Annotated in this window: 16 protein-coding genes and 1 other annotated feature; of the genes, 4 read left to right on the forward strand and 12 right to left on the reverse strand. The window is 51.6% G+C overall.

Features of this window, described 5'->3' with window-relative positions:
- Nucleotides 1–53: 53 nt before the first annotated feature.
- Complete coding sequence (locus KNO85_RS09405; protein ID WP_214789383.1) at nt 54–1,268, reverse strand: bifunctional folylpolyglutamate synthase/dihydrofolate synthase; 1,215 nt, start codon at nt 1,266–1,268, stop codon at nt 54–56.
- A 109-nt stretch (nt 1,269–1,377) separates the two neighbouring features.
- Between KNO85_RS09405 and KNO85_RS09410 the strand changes: the two genes are divergently transcribed.
- The 4 genes from KNO85_RS09410 (at nt 1,378) to KNO85_RS09425 (ending at nt 3,444) form a co-directional block, all read left to right on the forward strand.
- Nucleotides 1,378–2,814 carry a protein adenylyltransferase SelO gene (locus KNO85_RS09410; RefSeq protein ID WP_214789386.1) on the forward strand — a complete coding sequence of 479 codons (1,437 nt, stop codon included), beginning with the start codon at nt 1,378–1,380 and terminating at the stop codon, nt 2,812–2,814.
- Between the two features lie 89 nt (nt 2,815–2,903).
- A complete protein-coding gene (locus KNO85_RS09415) occupies nt 2,904–3,080 on the forward strand; it encodes a hypothetical protein (RefSeq protein ID WP_214789388.1) in 177 nt (58 codons plus the stop codon).
- Complete coding sequence (locus KNO85_RS09420) at nt 3,077–3,271, forward strand: hypothetical protein (protein WP_214789390.1); 195 nt, start codon at nt 3,077–3,079, stop codon at nt 3,269–3,271. Before KNO85_RS09415 ends, KNO85_RS09420 begins: the two co-directional genes overlap by 4 nt.
- On the forward strand, nt 3,268–3,444 hold the full coding sequence (locus tag KNO85_RS09425; RefSeq protein ID WP_214789392.1) for a hypothetical protein: 177 nt from the start codon (nt 3,268–3,270) through the stop codon (nt 3,442–3,444). The genes KNO85_RS09420 and KNO85_RS09425 overlap by 4 nt, the downstream gene beginning before the upstream one ends.
- Before the next feature lie 16 nt (nt 3,445–3,460).
- Here KNO85_RS09425 and KNO85_RS09430 read toward each other — a convergent pair whose 3' ends face one another.
- From KNO85_RS09430 to clpX, 11 genes are all read right to left on the reverse strand, one after another.
- Complete coding sequence (locus KNO85_RS09430) at nt 3,461–4,216, reverse strand: hypothetical protein (RefSeq protein ID WP_214789394.1); 756 nt, start codon at nt 4,214–4,216, stop codon at nt 3,461–3,463.
- 94 nt (nt 4,217–4,310) lie between these two features.
- A complete protein-coding gene (locus KNO85_RS09435) occupies nt 4,311–6,962 on the reverse strand; it encodes a valine--tRNA ligase (RefSeq protein WP_214789396.1) in 2,652 nt (883 codons plus the stop codon).
- 57 nt (nt 6,963–7,019) lie between these two features.
- Nucleotides 7,020–7,242: a binding site (T-box leader), on the reverse strand.
- Between the two features lie 47 nt (nt 7,243–7,289).
- A complete protein-coding gene (gene hemL, locus KNO85_RS09440) occupies nt 7,290–8,594 on the reverse strand; it encodes a glutamate-1-semialdehyde 2,1-aminomutase (RefSeq protein WP_031421390.1) in 1,305 nt (434 codons plus the stop codon).
- Complete coding sequence (hemB, locus tag KNO85_RS09445; protein ID WP_015881120.1) at nt 8,591–9,571, reverse strand: porphobilinogen synthase; 981 nt, start codon at nt 9,569–9,571, stop codon at nt 8,591–8,593. Before hemB ends, hemL begins: the two co-directional genes overlap by 4 nt.
- The gene (locus tag KNO85_RS09450; RefSeq protein ID WP_260569764.1) at nt 9,568–10,254 is read right to left on the reverse strand and encodes a uroporphyrinogen-III synthase; all 687 of its coding nucleotides are present in this window, start codon (nt 10,252–10,254) and stop codon (nt 9,568–9,570) included. Before KNO85_RS09450 ends, hemB begins: the two co-directional genes overlap by 4 nt.
- Nucleotides 10,226–11,143, reverse strand: a complete 918-nt coding sequence (hemC, locus tag KNO85_RS09455) for a hydroxymethylbilane synthase (protein ID WP_214789399.1) — start codon at nt 11,141–11,143, stop codon at nt 10,226–10,228. The genes KNO85_RS09450 and hemC overlap by 29 nt, the downstream gene beginning before the upstream one ends.
- A gap of 53 nt (nt 11,144–11,196) precedes the next feature.
- Nucleotides 11,197–12,543, reverse strand: a complete 1,347-nt coding sequence (gene hemA, locus KNO85_RS09460; protein ID WP_214789401.1) for a glutamyl-tRNA reductase — start codon at nt 12,541–12,543, stop codon at nt 11,197–11,199.
- Nucleotides 12,544–12,722: 179 nt separating this feature from the next.
- A complete protein-coding gene (locus KNO85_RS09465; RefSeq protein WP_214789403.1) occupies nt 12,723–13,892 on the reverse strand; it encodes an AI-2E family transporter in 1,170 nt (389 codons plus the stop codon).
- Nucleotides 13,893–14,002: 110 nt separating this feature from the next.
- A complete protein-coding gene (gene yihA / locus KNO85_RS09470; protein ID WP_074032795.1) occupies nt 14,003–14,596 on the reverse strand; it encodes a ribosome biogenesis GTP-binding protein YihA/YsxC in 594 nt (197 codons plus the stop codon).
- Complete coding sequence (gene lon, locus KNO85_RS09475) at nt 14,597–16,897, reverse strand: endopeptidase La (protein ID WP_214789405.1); 2,301 nt, start codon at nt 16,895–16,897, stop codon at nt 14,597–14,599.
- Between the two features lie 73 nt (nt 16,898–16,970).
- Nucleotides 16,971–18,239, reverse strand: a complete 1,269-nt coding sequence (clpX, locus tag KNO85_RS09480; RefSeq protein WP_015881113.1) for an ATP-dependent protease ATP-binding subunit ClpX — start codon at nt 18,237–18,239, stop codon at nt 16,971–16,973.
- Nucleotides 18,240–18,344: the final 105 nt, after the last annotated feature.

Consider the following 18,344-nt stretch of genomic DNA (forward strand, 5'->3'; position numbering starts at 1 on the left):
GTCGTCACACTTCTTCAGTTAATTCATACCCTTTCCAATTCCATTTAACAAGTTCATTTTTTCAAACTTTGGAAATGAGTTCTTACTTCACTGATAAAATACAGTGATCCCGTCACAATCAACGTCCTGCTCGTCGGCGCTTCCATCCAATCGGTGAGCCAGCCTTTCCATTCGACGAAGCGTGCTCCGTCTTTTTCAAGCTGCTCTTTCGTTCTCGCACGTGGAAAGTCGAACGTCGTCTCATATACGTCACCAATCTCTTGAAGCGCATCAATCATCGTATCGCGGTCTTTGTCTTCTAAAATGGCTGTCAGCACCGTCACGTCTGTCTCGTGTTTGGCTTGCAGAACTAATGCCTCGATCCCTTCCGGATTATGCGCCCCGTCCAAAATCACCCGTGGTCGTTTCGAGACAAGTTCATATCGTCCCGGATGTTGTGCCCGCTCAAGACCCGAACGAATCGCCTCTTCCGTCCAGCCAAGATGACGAGCTACCGCGACGGCACATGCCCCGTTATAAGCTTGATGATGACCCGTCAATCCGAGCACGACATGTGGCATTCCCTCATACGTCACGACTGTCTCAGCACCGTCCTCGACCTCTGTCACAAGCGTTCGTACATCATGAATGGAAGTACCTACGTCTTCCCCTTTTTGAAGCAACAATCCGACCAACTCTTCCTCACTGATACTATGGAACATCGGCACGTCACGTTTCATGATGCCGAATTTTTCAAGCGCAATCTCTTCCAGCGTATCGCCAAGAATCCCTTGATGGTCATGTCCGATCGATGTCACCACCGTCGCGAGCGGATGTGCCAACACGTTCGTCGAATCCAGTCGTCCCCCGAGGCCGACTTCCCAAATGATCAAATCTGGGCGCGTGTCATCAAAATAGCACCATGCCATCATCGTCAATAGCTCAAATTCCGTCAACGTTTCCGGCGCCTTGTCCGCACACGCTTTGACTCGGTTCGCCACGTCGACGAGCGCATCTTCGTGAATCGGTTCCCCGTTCAACATGATCCGTTCCTCGAACTGAATAATATAAGGAGAGGTGAACGCCCCGACGGATAAACCATTCTCCATCGCCATCGCCCGTAAAAACGCAACGGTCGACCCTTTTCCGTTCGTGCCCGCTACATGAATAGATGGACGTTCTTCTAACCTTAACTGCTCAATCATCCAGTTCATCCGCTCAAGACCTGGCTTGATCCCGAAGCGAAGCTGCCCACTTAACCAATCGAATACATCTTGTCTCGTCTTCATCTTCCACACTCCTACTGTTTACACTTCTGTTTCATCTTATCAAAATTCACGACAGCCGTTATGGAAAACAGTCTGTGCTATACTCGAAGCGAAGAAGGAGGCATGCGCCATGACAACTGACTGGAACTTCGAGGCGACGTACCTCGAACTACGTGACATCTTTTACGACCGTGGACCCATCCATCCGGTCGACAATCCGACACTCGTCTTGTTTAACGATACATTAGCCGCTACACTCGGGCTTGATGCGCAAAGACTCAAACAAGATACCGATTTACTTGCCGGCAATCGTCAAACGGATACGTCGTTCTCTCAAGCCTACGCCGGACATCAATTCGGCAATTTGACGATGCTCGGGGACGGACGTGCCCTCATGCTCGGGGAACACGTGACGCGAGACGGGAAGCGTGTCGATGTCCAACTTAAGGGCTCAGGTCCGACGGAATACTCTAGAGGGGGCGACGGTCGGGCGGCACTCGGTCCGATGGTACGAGAGTTTATCATCAGCGAGGCGATGGACGCGCTCGGCATCCCGACGAATCGGGCACTCGCCGTCGTTCAGACGGGAGAAGCGATCATGCGACAAGGTCCGAAACACGGGGCCATCCTGACCCGGGTCGCCTCGAGTCACTTGCGTGTCGGGACGTTCCAATTCGCGGCAGGTGCCGGCTCCATCGATGACGTCATCGCACTCACGGAATTTGCGATCAAACGTCACGACCCTGACTTGGTCGATACACCCAATCGCTACGAACAGTTCCTCGGACGCGTCGTCGAAAGACAAGCGAGACTCATCGCCAACTGGCAACTCGTCGGGTTCATTCATGGGGTGATGAATACGGACAATATGTTCATCAGTGGAGAAGGTCTCGATTACGGACCGTGCGCGTTCATGGATACGTACCACCCGGAGACGGTCTTCAGCTCGATCGACCGGGAAGGACGATACGCCTACGGAAATCAACCGTACATCGGGTCTTGGAACCTTGCCCGACTCGCAGAGACATTGCTGCCGCTCCTCGGTGAGACGAAAGAAGAGGCAGTCGATGTGGCGAACAAGCAACTCACCCGCTATACCGAGCTGTATAAAGAGGCATACTTTACCGGACTTGCACATAAGATCGGGCTATATGTCCGAAAAGACGTTGACGATGCGCTCGCGGATGAGTTACTCCGCTTGATGATGGAGACGGAGGCCGATTATACGAATACGTTCCGCGCGTTGACGCTCGGTGAAATCGAGTCGCTTCCATTCGCTACTCGAGATGATGGGAAGGCATGGCTCGACGCTTGGCAGAAACGCCTGAGCGAACAAGGTCTCCCGAATGAGGACGTGGGTCGAATCATGCGTCAATATAACCCGTCCGTTATTCCACGTAATCATCATGTTGAGAAAGCCATCCAAGCAGCAGAACGAGGCGACTTCGGTCCGACCGAAGCGCTACTCGAGATTTTGCGAGACCCTTATAACGACGACCAACCGTCTGAGTACGTATCAGCAGGTCCACCGCGGACGTATCCATACCAGACATTTTGTGGCACATGAACCATTTCGCATTCGCGGAATGGTTTTTTTGAAACATTTTCCAATCTTCAAACGTAAGATAAGGTATCACAAAATGGAGGTACTTATATATGCGCTTACTCACCTCACTTGTCTCATTAGGGTTTGCTTGTTTGATTTCACTCGAACTTTGGCAAGCCCCATACTTAAGCAATATCGTCTGGGCGATGCCCGTCTTTTTCTTGAGCGTGTCGTTCGTCCAGTACATGAAACATCTGAATGAGTCGGAATGGAGTGATACAAAATGAAGTGGCTTATTCCGCTCATGATCCTCATCACCGCTTCAGCATCTTATGTAGTTTATAGTCTTTATTTAACTTTAGTCGGCCAACCGATTCAGCCACATTTGACCGGTTTGGCAATCGGTGCACTCTTCACGTCTTCGTACTACGTCACAACAGGTCGCTTGCCATTTTGGAGTGAGGAGGAAGACGCGTGAGACACATCTATATCGCACTATTGTTCGTTGTTGGCGCCCTATATTTCACGTATATCGTTCACCTGTTTCGAATCGGTTTCACGACCCCACTGTATACTCAACTCCCGATGCTGGTGGGGATTGGAGTCATTAGCTGGTGGCTCGTCAACAAAACACCCGAACGTCGCACTTGACGCTCGGGTGTTCGCATTATTCCGATTCGCGGAAAGGAAACGAGCCTGATGAAGGTTCGGGTAAAGAATCAACCAGCTTCAACAACTCCGCTTCCGAGACATTTCCTGTCACAATAATGAGTTTACCTTGGGATAAGTAATATAAGCCGTTCCCGTATGCTTGCTCCATCACATATGGTTTTGGCTGATCCGACATCTCCCCTTCGATTTCAGTGAAATCGTCCGTCGCAATGATACTGATGAGGCGTGTTTCATCGTATAACGTCCAAAGCGTCACGGGCCAATCGTTACCTGAATAGTCAGAGCTGATCACTTCCATCTCTTTGACTGGAAAATCTAATCCATGAGTAGACGCACTGGACGTCTCCGGTATCCCGAAGCGTTGCATCCCGCGTTGCGCCCATCCCGTCTTACCATCATGAATGAATACGCCAAACGGGTTTTCACGGTCAGGGACGGTCATCGCAACTAATCCGATTCCCCCGACCATCGTCTCCGTTAAAATGTGATCCTTCGACAACCGTCCTGTCGAGCCGTCTTCATATTGTAGGGTGATTTGTGCCAAGACCGCGTCCGAGACCCGTTCTGTGCCTGATGGTACTTCAGCAATCATCGTCCCCGTCACTGCTACGTCGGGAAATTGCGATTCATCAGTCACTTCTACTTTCTCTACTTTTTCCACATCAATCGTCTCCACAGACTTCGTCTCTTTTGGAGTCATACACCCCGCTAGTCCCAAAACAAGAACACACAATACCCCGATTCGTCTCATTTCATATCCCCTTTTCTACGTCCACATCTCCAAATTCTACCAAAACACAAAAAAACCTTCTCCAGAGAATAAATCTCTGAAGAAGGTGAATGGCTTACTTACGCAACTCTTCCAAACGGGCGCGGACCGCGTCACGCTTGTCGAGGTAATCTTTTTCTTTTGCTTTCTCTTCGTCGATGACGTGAGCCGGTGCCTTGGCGATGAAGCCTTGGTTTCCGAGTTTCTTCTGCACGCGCTCGACTTCTTTCTCATACTTCGCCACTTCTTTTTCAAGACGCGCGATTTCTTCTTCGAAGTTGATGAGATCTGCGAGCGGGATGAAGAGCTCAGCACCCGTCATGATCGCTGACATCGACTTATCCGGAGCCGTGAGACCACGTCCGATTTCAAGCTCTGTCGCGTTCGTGAACTTGCCGATCGTCATTTCGTTCGCGCTCAAGTAACCTTGTGTCGCATCGTCGCTCGTCGAGATGAAGAGCTGAATCGGTTTTGACATCGGTGCATTCACTTCGGCACGGATGTTACGAACCGAGCGGATGACGTTCATCACAGCTTCAAATGCTGGAACCGAGTCTGCGAAGTGAAGGTCGTCACGACGCGTCGGGTAGCTTGCACGAACGATTGAATCGCCTTCGTGCGGCAAGTGTTGCCAGATTTCCTCTGTGAGGAACGGCATGAACGGATGCATGAGACGCATGATCGAATCGAGCGTGTGCGCGAGGACCGAACGTGTCGTGTGCTTCGCTGCTTCGTCCTCACCGTAGAGCGTGAGTTTCGCCATCTCGATGTACCAGTTACAGAACTCTTCCCAGATGAAGTTGTACAGGTAACGACCTGCTTCACCGAACTCGTACTTGTCGACGAGGCGTGTCACTTGGTCGATTGTATCGTTCAAGCGTGTCAAGATCCACTTGTCCGCAAGCGTCTTCTCGCCCGTGAGGTCGATGTCTTCGACTTTGAGTCCGTCCATGTTCATGAGTGCGAAACGGCTTGCGTTCCAAATCTTGTTCGAGAAGTTCCATGTCGACTCGATCTTCTCCCAATAGAAACGAAGGTCGTTCCCTGGTGTCGAACCTGTGAGGAGGAACCAACGGAGGGAATCCGCTCCGTACTGGTCGATGACTTCCATCGGGTCAACGCCGTTACCGAGAGATTTCGACATCTTGCGTCCTTCCGAGTCACGGATGAGACCGTGGATGAGAACATCGTTGAACGGTTGCTTCCCTGTGAACTCGAGTGATTGGAAAATCATACGTGATACCCAGAAGAAGATGATGTCATAACCTGTGACGAGTGCGCTCGTTGGGAAGTAACGGTTGAAGTCTGGTGCGTCCGTATCCGGCCAGCCCATCGTTGAGAACGGCCAGAGTGCTGACGAGAACCATGTGTCGAGAACGTCTTCGTCTTGTGTCCAGTTCCCACTGTCCGCTGGCGCCTCTTTCCCTACATATACTTCTCCTGTCTCGTTATGGTACCAAGCCGGGATACGGTGGCCCCACCAAAGTTGACGGCTGATACACCAGTCGCGGATGTTTTCCATCCAACGGAGGTATGTGCCTTCGAAGCGCTCTGGGACAAAGTTGACTTTCGTGTCGTCGTTTCCTTGTGCTTCAAGTGCCGCTTTTGAGAGTGGCTCCATATCAACGAACCATTGTTTCGAAAGGTACGGCTCGATGACCGCGCCTGAACGTTCTGAATGTCCGACCGAGTGCGTGTGCGGCTCAATCTTCACGAGTGTGCCGTCCGCCTCTAGGTCTTTGACGAGTTGCTTCCGGCATTCGAAGCGGTCGAGCCCTTCGTACTTGCCAGCGTTCTCGTTCATCTTCCCGCCTTCGTCCATGACAAGGATGCGTGGAAGCTCGTGACGGTTTCCGATTTCAAAGTCGTTCGGGTCGTGGGCTGGCGTGATTTTCACGCAACCTGTACCGAACTCCATGTCGACGTAGTCGTCCGCAACAATCGGGATCTCACGGTTCATGACCGGAAGCATGATCGTCTTGCCGATGAGGTGCGCGTAACGCTCATCTTTCGGGTTCACGGCAACCGCTGTATCTCCGAGCATCGTCTCTGGACGTGTCGTTGCGATCTCGATGTGACCTGAGCCGTCAGCGAGTGGGTATTTCATGTGATAGAACGCACCCTCGACTTCTTGGTAAATAACCTCGATATCCGAAACGGCCGTCTTTTGTGCCGGGTCCCAGTTGACGATGTATTCGCCGCGGTAGATCAAGCCTTTTTCATATAAACGAACGAATACTTCTTGAACGGCTTTTGAGAGCCCTTCGTCGAGTGTGAAACGCTCACGTGAGTAGTCGAGGCCAAGACCAAGTTTTGACCATTGGTCGCGGATCGTCTTCGCGTACTCGTCTTTCCACTCCCACGTCTTCTCGAGGAACTTCTCACGTCCGAGGTCGTAGCGCATGATGCCTTCTTCACGGAGCTTTTGTTCGACTTTCGCTTGTGTCGCGATGCCGGCATGGTCCATCCCTGGGAGCCAGAGTACGTCATATCCTTGCATACGCTTGAGGCGTGTCAACAAGTCTTGGAGCGTCGTGTCCCAAGCGTGACCGAGGTGAAGTTTCCCCGTAACGTTCGGTGGCGGGATGACGATTGTGTACGGTTGTTTCGAATCGTCCTCGTCTGCTTTAAATACATCGTTTTCTAACCAGTAGTCGTACCATTTTGACTCCGTCGCACTAGGATCGTACTTTGTCGGCATGGTAATTTCATTTGTCTCATGGGCCATGTGTGGCGCCTCCTCTATATATTAATGAACACAAAAACGGCTTCTCTCGTCCTATACGCTAAGGACGAAAGAAGCCGTGATCTTCCGCGGTACCACCTTAGTTCGCCAACAAATTGGCGCACTCAAAATCGAATAACGGTCGATGGACCGAACTTTCCTACTCCATTCAGAAAGTCAGCTCCGAGGCGACTTCCGCGTCCATCCCTCGCAACCTTTCACCAAGCGGTCGCGTCTCTAAAAGGAATGAATGATGCGTACTACTCCTCATCAAAGCCATTCATCGTATCTGTTAGATAATTGTAGCGACAGAAACGTCAGCAGTCAAGATTAGAGCGAAAACTCTTCTTGAAGCTCTTTAAAAGTCGCTTCGACCGCTGCAATCGTCTTCTCGATATCCTCATCCGTATGAGCCGTCGAGAGGAACAATCCTTCGAACTGTGACGGTGGCAAGAATACGCCGCGCGCAGCCATCTTCTGATAGTACGAACGGAACATCTCGAGGTTCGCTGATTTCGCTTTCTCGAAGTTCGTCACTTTCTCGTTCGTGAAGAAGAAACCGAACATCGAGCCGGCACGGTTCGTGTCGTGCGGGATGTTGTATTTCTCACCGGCCTGCGTGAATCCTTCCGCGAGACGGTCTGCTTTACGCTCAAACTCCGCGTAGTGCTCAGGCTTCAGTTGCGAGAGTGTCGTGTAACCGGCAATCATCGCGAGCGGGTTACCCGAGAGCGTCCCTGCTTGATAGATCGGACCTTGCGGCGCAATCTGTTCCATGATTTCGCGTTTCCCGCCGTAAGCACCGACCGGAAGTCCGCCGCCGATGACCTTACCGAGACACGTGAGGTCCGGCGTGACACCGAAGTACCCTTGGGCACAGTTGTATCCGACACGGAAGCCCGTCATGACCTCATCAAAGATAAGGAGCGCACCGTTTTGTTCCGTGATCTCACGAAGTCCTTCGAGGAACCCTGGTTGTGGTGGCACGAAGCCCATGTTTCCTGCGGCTGGTTCGACGATGACGCCGGCGAGATCGTCGCCGTATTTCTCAAAAGCAACTCGGACTGCGTCCAAGTCATTGTAAGGAACCGTGAGCGTATGGCTCGCGAGCTCTTTCGGCACACCTGGAGAGTCTGGGAGACCGAGTGTCGCCACACCAGATCCTGCTTTGATGAGAAGCGAGTCCCCGTGTCCGTGATAACATCCTTCGAACTTCAAGATCTTCGTCTTCCCTGTATAGCCGCGTGCGAGGCGAAGTGCCGCCATCGTCGCTTCCGTACCCGAGTTGACCATGCGAACCATCTCGATCGATGGGACGCGGTCGATGACGAGTTCTGCCATCTTTGTCTCAAGCTCGGTCGGCGTCCCGAACGTCCAGCCTTTTTCAGCTTGTTCTTGAATCGCCTTCGTGACGACAGGGTCACGGTGACCGAGGATGAGCGGTCCCCATGAGAGGACGTAATCGATATACTCGTTGCCGTCGATGTCGTAGACGCGTGAACCTTCACCGCGTTCTGCGAAAATTGGCGTCATGCCGACCGATTTATAGGCACGGACCGGACTGTTGACACCGCCTGGCATGAGCGGGCGGGCTTGTTCGAACGCTTCTTGTGAGCGCGTTTGGTTGTATGTCATGCGTAGTCTCCTTCCAAATAGCGACAGACGTCTTTTGCGAAATACGTGACGATGAGATCGGCACCGGCTCGTTTGAATCCGACCATCGTCTCCATGACGATGCGTTCTTCGTCGACCCAGTCATTGAGTGACGCGGCTTTGATCATCGCGTACTCTCCGCTCACGTTATACGCCACGATCGGCATATCGAGTGAGTCGCGCATGTCACGGATGATGTCCATGAATGCGAGAGCCGGTTTGACAATCATGAAGTCGGCACCTTGCTCCACGTCCGATTGAGACTCGCGGAACGCCTCGCGACGGTTCGCAGGATCCATCTGATACCCTTTACGGTCGCCTTCACCTGGAGCCGATTGGGCTGCGTCACGGAACGGTCCGTAATAAGCAGACGCATATTTGACCCCGTAGCTCATGATCGGGATATGACTGAATCCGTTTTGGTCGAGACCTTCACGGATGGCTGCGACGAATCCGTCCATCATCGAGCTCGGTGCGATAATATCGGCACCCGCTTGTGCTTGCGTGATCGCCGTCTGAACGTGAAGCGGAAGCGACGCATCGTTATCGACGTCCCCATCCTTCACGAGGCCACAGTGACCAGTCGATGTGTATTCACAAAGGCACGTATCAGCGATGACCGTGAGCTGTGGCGCCCACTCTTTCACCTTACGGATTGCTTCTTGGACGATGCCGTGGTCATGATACGCTTCACTGCCTTCTGGGTCTTTATGTTCCGGTACACCGAACAAGAGGACAGATTGAAGACCGAGGTCGACGATTTCTTTGATCTCTTCTTCGAGTCGGTCAAGCGAATAATTAAAGACGCCCGGCATCGAGCTGACTTCACGTTTAATGTTTGTCCCTTCAATGATGAAGAGCGGGTAAATCAAATCTTCTTTCCGAACATGATTTTCACGTACGAGGGCACGCATCGACTTCGATGAGCGAAGACGACGGTGACGGTCAAACTGGTTCATGAAAAATCCTCCCCTACACACTGTATTAATGCATCCATAGTATAACATTCTGGCACTCGTACCGGTAATGACGACACTTGTCGGATGGCACGTTCGGTCACTTCGCCGATGGCATACCACGTCCCGTTGAAGCGGGACAAGTGTGGTGCGAGCGCCTCGACGGCCGACGGGCTCAAGACGAGCAGTGCCTTCACGGTTTCGAGTTGTTGCTGTTGCGCCGGTGTCAATGGCACCGAAATCGTCTCGTAGACGACCCAGTCCTCGACGTGAGAGAGCATCGTCATGTGCGACGTGTTCGCCAAATTACCACGCGCGAACAAGACGGTCTCGTCAGGCGACACGACGTCACGCAACTGTTGAAAGAGCGCCTCGCCCGTATACGTCTCCGGCATGAGCGAGACGATAAACCCTTCCGCTTCAAGCACCCGTTTCGTCTTCTCTCCGACAGCAGCGACTTTGACGTCACGCGTCAGATTCCGAAGCGCGGGTACCGCGTTTTGACTCGTGACGACGAGCCAGTCGAATCGTTCCGCGGGCGGCGGTGCATGCGTCTCTCTCGTCTGAATGAGCGGGACATGATGAACGGAAAGACCGCTCGCCTCGAGCATTGCCCGTTGCGAAGCGGTCATTCGTTTCGTTCCCGTGTACCAGACGTCACTCATTGACCGAGGCGAGGATTTCACGCCCGCCACGTCCAAGCAAGTCTTCTGCGACGTCTTGACCGAGCGCGACGCCGTCCGTTGACGTTTTCGTCACACGAAGCACTTCTTTCCCGTCCACTGACGCGATGAGGCCCGTGAGCGTCACTTCGTCACCTTCGACCGTCGCATAACCGCCAACCGGTACGTGACAGCTTCCTTCGATCGCTTTTAAGAAGGTCCGTTCCGCCGTCGCGGCTTTCGCCGTCACGTCATCATGCAACAACTGAAGTACGGCTGTCACTTCCGCATCGTCTTTACGGCTCTCGATGGCGAGTACACCCTGTCCGACAGCGGGAACCATGACATCTGGGTCAAGCGCTTCGAAGTCGACGCGGTCTGTCCAACCCATGCGTTCGAGCCCGGCTTTCGCGAGCAAGATGGCGTTGTAGTTCTCTGAGTCCAACTTCTTCAGACGCGTGTCGATGTTTCCACGGATCCATTGAATCTCAAGGTCAGGACGTGCCGCTAAAATTTGTGCCCCGCGACGGAGTGAGCTCGTACCGACGATCGAACCTTTCGGAAGTGTCTCGAACGTGTAGCCGTTCTCGCAGATGAGGACGTCACGTGCGTCGACACGTTTCGGCATACAGCTGATATAGAGTTCTTCCGGGAGTTCAGCCGGAACGTCTTTCATGCTGTGTACGGCGAAGTCAATATCCCCGTCGAGCATCTGTTGTTGAATCTCTTTGACGAATAGACCTTTCCCACCGACTTTTGACAATTGCACGTCAACGATTTGGTCGCCTTTCGTCACGATTTCTTTAATCTCGAACTCGTTTTGTGCTCCGGCTTGTTTCAATTGCTCGATGACCCATTTCGTTTGAGTCATGGCGAGTTGGGAACGGCGTGAGCCGACGATAATTTTTCGCATGTTGAGTCTCTCCTTCATAGAAAAAGGCGACAGACGTCGCCTTTTTAATCTTGTTAGCGCATCAATGCGCGAAGTGGTGCTTTGGCAGAAGTAGCATCCGTTTCTTCCACTTCGTCTACCGGCTGTTCTGGTAACTCGACATCGAGTCCGAACGTCTCGACAAACTGGGCGATTCGAACGTTTGCGTCTGGCTGAGCCGCTGCGTCCTTAATATAGTCGATTGGGTCGCGAAGCATTTGGTTGATGATCGACTTCATATGCTTCCCGATGACTTTCTTGTCGCGCGCCGACAAGTGGTCGAGCTTACGCTCTAGACTCGTCATCGTGTCTTCTTGAATATCAAGGGCACGCGCACGTAACTCATTCATAATCGGCACGACACCAAGCGTGACGAGCCATGATTGGAACTCTTGAATCGCTTCATCGATTTTCATCTCAATCTTCTCAGCCTCAACGAGACGAGCCTCGAGATTCTTGTTGACGATTCCATTCAAATCATCGACATCGAACAAGTGAACACCCGGAAGTGTCGCGACCGCTGGATCGATATCTCGCGGCACAGCTATGTCAATGAGAAGGAGTGGACGTTCACGGCGCAATAGTTGAGCCGCTGCCACATCGTCATATCCGATGACGGCGTCTTTTGCTCCGGTCGAACTGATTAAAATATCAGCATCTAGTAATCCACATGCGATTTCACGAATCGAATGGGCACGACCTTTGAACTTATCCGCAACGGCCTTCGCCTTGCTCTCCGTCCGGTTAAAGACAGCGATTTGCTTGGCTCCTGCCTCGAACAAGTTGAGTGTTGTCAATTCGCCCGTCTCTCCGGCTCCGACAACGACGACTTGTTTATCTTCGAGCTGTTGGTACATCTCTTGTGCAAGCGTCACGGCAGCCGAACTGACCGATACAGACATTTCCCCAATTTGCGTGTCCGTATGGGCGCGCTTGGCGAGTGTGACCGCTTCTTTAAATAATTTGTTGAAGACCGTTCCTGTCGTTCCATGCTCTTGGGCACGGAAGAAACTCGTCTTCACTTGACCTAAAATTTGTGTTTCCCCGATGATCATCGAGTCGAGGCCCGATGTGACACGGAACAAGTGGCGAATCGCCTCTTCCCCTTCTCGAATCGACAAGTATGGTGTGAACTGCTCCATCTCTAAGTTGAACCAGTTCGCCAAGAAACGTTTCGTGTAATAACGTCCAGTATGGAGTTGATCTGTCACGACGTACAGCTCCGTCCGGTTACACGTAGACAAAATAACCGACTCGAAAATGCTCTTCTCTTCGCGAAGTGCAATCATCGCATCCACGATTTCTTGCTCCCCAAACGAGAACTGCTCCCGAATCGCGACAGGGGCTGTCTTGTTATTTAGTCCAACGACGACAATATGCATGTATCTCTTCCCCTCATCTAAAATCCACCGACGGTTCTTCTTTTTTCAATCTCTACCGTACATTATAACAGTTCTTATCTGGTAACTATAATCTTCTGTTTGATTTTCCTGAAATAAAATAAGAACTTTTTGTGACAAAAAGAAGTAGAAATGGAGAAACCCCATTCCTACCCTCTTCTTTATGAATTTGTCGAGTTCGGGTCCGTGATAATGGAGCTTTCCGTCTCTTCTTTGTCCAAATATTGTTCGCGTTCCTTTAGTTTATAGATGCGAACGATATTCTGGACAACCGTTTTGGCGACCGCATAGAACGGTACGGCGATGAGCATCCCGATAATCCCAGCCAAGTTCCCAGCCACGAGCAAGACGATGATGATCGTGAGCGGGTGGACTTTCAACGATTTTCCTTGAATGAGCGGTGAGATGACGTTCGACTCAATCTGTTGCACGATAATGATGACGACGATGACCCAAACAACTTTGATTGGATCTTGAATGAACGCCACGATGACAGCCGGGACGGCACCTAAGAACGGTCCGACGTATGGGATGATGTTTGTCACCATCATGAAGAGCGCGAGCAAGATGGCGTAATCCACTCCGACGATCCAAAGACCGATGAGCGACGTGATCCCAACGAAGAACGCGACGAGCAACTGTGCGTTGACGTAGCTGCGTACCGTCTCGTGCATGTCATGCAAGATGTGACGCGTCTCTTTCTCATAGCTCGATGGGAGCAATTTGACGATGGCGTCCGGGAGACGCTTCCCGTCGAGCAACATGTACAAAAGCATGAACGGGATGACGACGATCGTGATGACCGCTGACGTCACGAATCCGACGACTTGACCGAATGACGATGCGATGTTTCCGAACAAATCGCCCAAATACGACGTGATGTTCGTCGTCAAGTTTCGGAACATCTCATCATTTTGTGCCATGAAGCGTGACAAGAACTCATTTTGCATCAATGTATCACGGACAGCGAACGCCTGTTGTTGCAGTTCTTTCGCGATACTCGGCATCGCATTGATGAGCGACGTAACCTGCTCAGCAAGAACCGGACCGAGAATACTGAAGACGATGGTAAAGATCAGGACAAGACCAATCAATGTAATCGCGACGGCAAGCGGACGTTTCCCTTTCAAACGTTTTTCTAAAAAGTCGACAATCCCGACCAAGAAATAAAAGAACAGCCCGGCCACAATGAGTGGGACCGTGACGAGTGCCAAAATGACTTGAACCGGTTCAAACACGAATGAAATCTGTGTTCCGACCCAAATGACTAAAAAGATGGTCAGCGTCCAGAAGAGGGCGCGGTACCATTTACTTTCAAACATACGTTGCATTTCTCCACCTCGTTTACGATTATGACTATGTACTAACTATGATTATACGATAATTACCCGCTTGCGGGATGAGAAAAACAAAAAGGCGAAGGAATCCCTTCGCCCATTCTTCATTCGCCCTCAGTGATGAGTGCATAAATTGCTTTCCATGCGTCGTCTTTTCCTTCCGCCGTCTCGGCTGAGAAGGCGACGAAACGATCTGACGGATCGAACTGAAGCTTGCGTTTCACTGCCGCCTCGTGCTTTTGACGCTGGCTCTTCTTGATCTTATCGAGCTTCGTCGCTACCACGATGACAGGAATGTCATAATGCTTCAAGAAGTTATACATCGTCACATCGTCACCCGTCGGTTCATGACGGATATCGACGAGTAGTACGACGCCGCGAAGCGCCTCTTGGCTCGTCAAATATTGCTCCATCATGACGCCCCACTTCTCACGTTCCGTCTTCGATACTTTCGCATAACCGTATCCTGGAACGTCAACGAACATGATTTCATCATTGATGTTGAAGAAGTTGAGGGTCTGAGTCTTTCCTGGTTTTGAAGACGTCCGTGCGAGCGCCTTCCGTTGGCAAATCTTATTGATGAACGACGATTTTCCGACGTTCGACCGTCCGGCAAGTGCCACTTCCGGCAACTCATGGACCGGATAATGGTCTGGCGCGACGGCACTCGTCACGAATTCTGCTTTGTTGATCTTCATTTAATTTCCTCCAAATGCTACATCTAGTACTTCATCGAGTGTCGTCACGGGAACGAACGTCAATTTCTCACGCACCGTCTCTTGAATGTCATCGATGTCTCGCTCATTATCTTTCGGAATGACGATGGTCGTCAACCCGGCCCGATGAGCAGCGAGCGCTTTTTCTTTCAATCCACCAATCGGCAAGACGCGTCCACGGAGCGTGATCTCGCCTGTCATCCCGACATCACGATGGACTTTTTTCCCAGTCAACGCGGAAATGAGTGCGGTCGCAATCGTAATTCCGGCCGATGGTCCATCTTTCGGGACAGCCCCTTCCGGAACGTGAATATGGATATCTTGTCGCTCATAGAACGTCGGGTCAATTCCAAACCGTTCCGCATTCGCGCGGACATAGCTGTACGCCGTCTGTGCCGACTCCTGCATCACATCACCAAGTTTACCCGTCAACTGAAGTTTGCCTTTCCCTGGGGCGAGCGCAACTTCAATCGTGAGCGTGTCTCCACCGAACGCCGTGTAGGCGAGGCCCGTCACTGCACCGATCGAGTCTTCGGTCTCCCCTTTTCCGTAGCGATACTTCGGTTTTCCGAGATACGTGATGATGGCTTTTTTCGAAATCGTGACCCGTTTCTTCTCACCGATTGCGATTTGTTTCGCTGCTTTTCGGCAGAGCGAACCGATGACACGTTCTAAGTTCCGGACACCCGCCTCACGTGTGTAGCGGCGTACGACTTCGTAGAGCGCATCTTCTTTAATCGTCAACTGGCTCTTCTTCAATCCGTGCTCTTTCAACTGTTTCGGCACTAAATGACGCTTCGCAATCTCGACTTTCTCAAGCTCCGTATATCCACCGATTTGAATGAGTTCCATCCGGTCAAGGAGCGGTGCCGGGATTTGCGAGACATCGTTCGCTGTCGCGATAAAGAGGACGTTCGACAAGTCGAACGGTTCTTCGATGTAGTGGTCCGAGAACGAGACGTTTTGCTCCGGATCGAGCACTTCGAGCATCGCCGACGCCGGGTCTCCTCTAAAGTCAGAAGCCATCTTGTCGATCTCATCGAGTAAGAAGACCGGGTTTTTACTTTCTGCTTGCTTCAACCCACGGATGACACGACCTGGCATCGCGCCGATATACGTCCGGCGGTGACCACGAATTTCTGCCTCATCACGCACTCCACCGAGCGAGACACGAACGAAGTGACGTTCAAGTGCCGATGCGATGGAACGGGCGAGCGACGTCTTCCCGACCCCTGGAGGTCCGGCAAGACAGAGGATTGGTCCCCGAAGCGAGTTCGTCAACTGACGGACGGCCAAATATTCGAGGATTCGGTCTTTCACCGACTCCAAGCCGTAATGGTCATCGTCGAGGACGTCCGCCGCATGTTTCACATCGAGCTTGTCTTCTGTCTCAATGCCCCATGGAAGCGACGCGACCCAGTCGAGATAGTTACGGATGACCGCATACTCCGGTGACGTTTGTGGCACGACGTTCAATCGTTCGGCTTCACGCATGACGTTTTTCCGAGTCGTCTCTGGTAAGTCGAGCGCCTCTAACTTCTCACGAAGACGGTTCGGTTCAGACTCTTGCGTCTGGTCACCAAGCTCTTGTTGAATCGTCTTCATCTGTTCGCGTAAGTAGTACTCGCGCTGTGACTGCTCGATTGACTTCTTCGTCCGCTCGCGCATCTCTTGTTCGAGCTCGATCACTTCGACTTCATGGGCGATAATTTCAAGTAGCTCAAGTCCTCGTTTGACCGCATCCGCTTCTTCGAGCATCGCTTGGCGAAGTTCGACGTCGACATCTAGTTTCGACGTGATATAGTCTGTGAGCGATTCGAGTCGCTCGTACATCTCGAAACGACGACGTTCGTCCGGTGACATCCCTTTGATGTTCGCGACGAGTTTTCCGAACTGTTCTTTCAACAGACGGACGAGTGCCGTGCGTTCGACCTCTTCCCCTTCTACGAGTTCGACCGGTTCGATGTTTGCGAACCAACCTTCATCCGTCGATTCGACCGAATCGACGCGGACGCGCTCTTTCCCGACGATCCGAACCCGAATCGTCTCGTTCGACAATTCGCTCATCTTCGCGATGTGGACACGTGTTCCGATCGTGTACAAGTCTTCCGGTTCTGGCGACTCGTTCCCAGTTTCTTTTTGAGTCACGACAATTAAATCTGTCTCATGCTCCTTTGCAGCAAGGAGCGCCCGAAGTGATAACGGGCGTCCGACATCGATTGTCACACCGATGAGCGGATATACGACGACTCCTCGCAACGGAAGGATTGGTAATTTTTCCATCTACAACGCCTCCTGTGCAAAAAGGCCCAAAACTCGGATTGTGCCGAGTGTTTGAGCCTTCTTCGTTAACAAATTATGCTGTCTCTTTGTTGTCCCCTGTCTGTTCGACAGTACCATCACGAAGGACGTATTTCGGACCGGCAAGACCCGTAATCGTTTCATCTGTGATGATGACTTTCTCGATATCGTCACGCGATGGGACGGTGAACATCACATCGAGCATCATTTCTTCGATAATCGAGCGGAGACCACGTGCGCCAGTCTTACGTTTGATCGCAAGTTTGGCGATTTCGATCAATGCCTCGTCTGTGAACGTCAATTCGACATCGTCAAGCTCGAGCATTTTCTCGTACTGACGAACGAGTGCATTTTTCGGCTTCGTCAAGATTTCAACGAGCGCCTCCTCATCGAGTGTCGTAAGTGTCGCCATGACTGGCAAACGACCGATGAACTCTGGAATCAAACCGAATTTTTGAAGGTCTTCAGGTAGTGCGCGAGCGAGCAAGTCTTCTTGCGTCAACTCACGGTTCTCTTGATCGTTTCCGAAACCGATGACTTTCTTCCCGATTCGGCGTTTGACGACCGATTCGATGCCGGCGAATGCGCCGCCGACGATGAAGAGAATGTTTGTCGTATCGATTTGGATGAATTCTTGATGCGGATGCTTACGTCCACCTTGTGGCGGTACGCTAGCTGTCGTGCCTTCAAGAATTTTAAGGAGTGCCTGCTGAACCCCTTCACCGGATACGTCGCGCGTAATCGATGGGTTTTCAGACTTACGAGCAATCTTATCGATCTCATCGATGTAGATGATTCCTTTTTCAGCCTTCTCGACATCGTAGTCAGCCGATTGGATCAATTTGAGCAAGATATTCTCAACGTCTTCACCGACATAACCCGCTTCTGTTAAGCTCGTCGCATCCGCGATTGCGAATGGGACGTTCAAGACGCGAGCCATTGTCTGGGCGAGAAGTGTTTTCCCGCTACCTGTTGGTCCAATCATGACGATGTTTGACTTCGCAAGTTCGACATCATCTGAACGACCGCCGGCGTTGATACGTTTATAGTGGTTATAGACAGCTACTGAAAGCGCACGTTTCGCGCGGTCTTGTCCAATGACGTAGTCGTCTAGGATGTTACGAATCTCTTGTGGTTTTGGAATGTCTTTGAATTCGACTTCTTCCTCTACACCGAGCTCTTCCTCAACGATTTCATTGCAAAGTTCGATACATTCATCGCAAATGTATACGCCTGGTCCGGCGACTAACTTACGAACTTGTTCTTGCGATTTTCCGCAAAACGAGCACTTGAGTTGCCCCTTTTCCTCGTTAAATTTGAACATTCGATACACCCCTTCTGTGGTGAAAATGGATGTAAGTGCGATAAATCGCGATTTGTATTTTCTGGTGCGATGCACCGTGAAAAGACATTTTACATCTCTGCGTTG

The sequence above is a fragment of the Exiguobacterium sp. s124 genome (assembly GCF_018617485.1).
GTDB classification, from domain to species: domain Bacteria; phylum Bacillota; class Bacilli; order Exiguobacteriales; family Exiguobacteriaceae; genus Exiguobacterium; species Exiguobacterium aestuarii.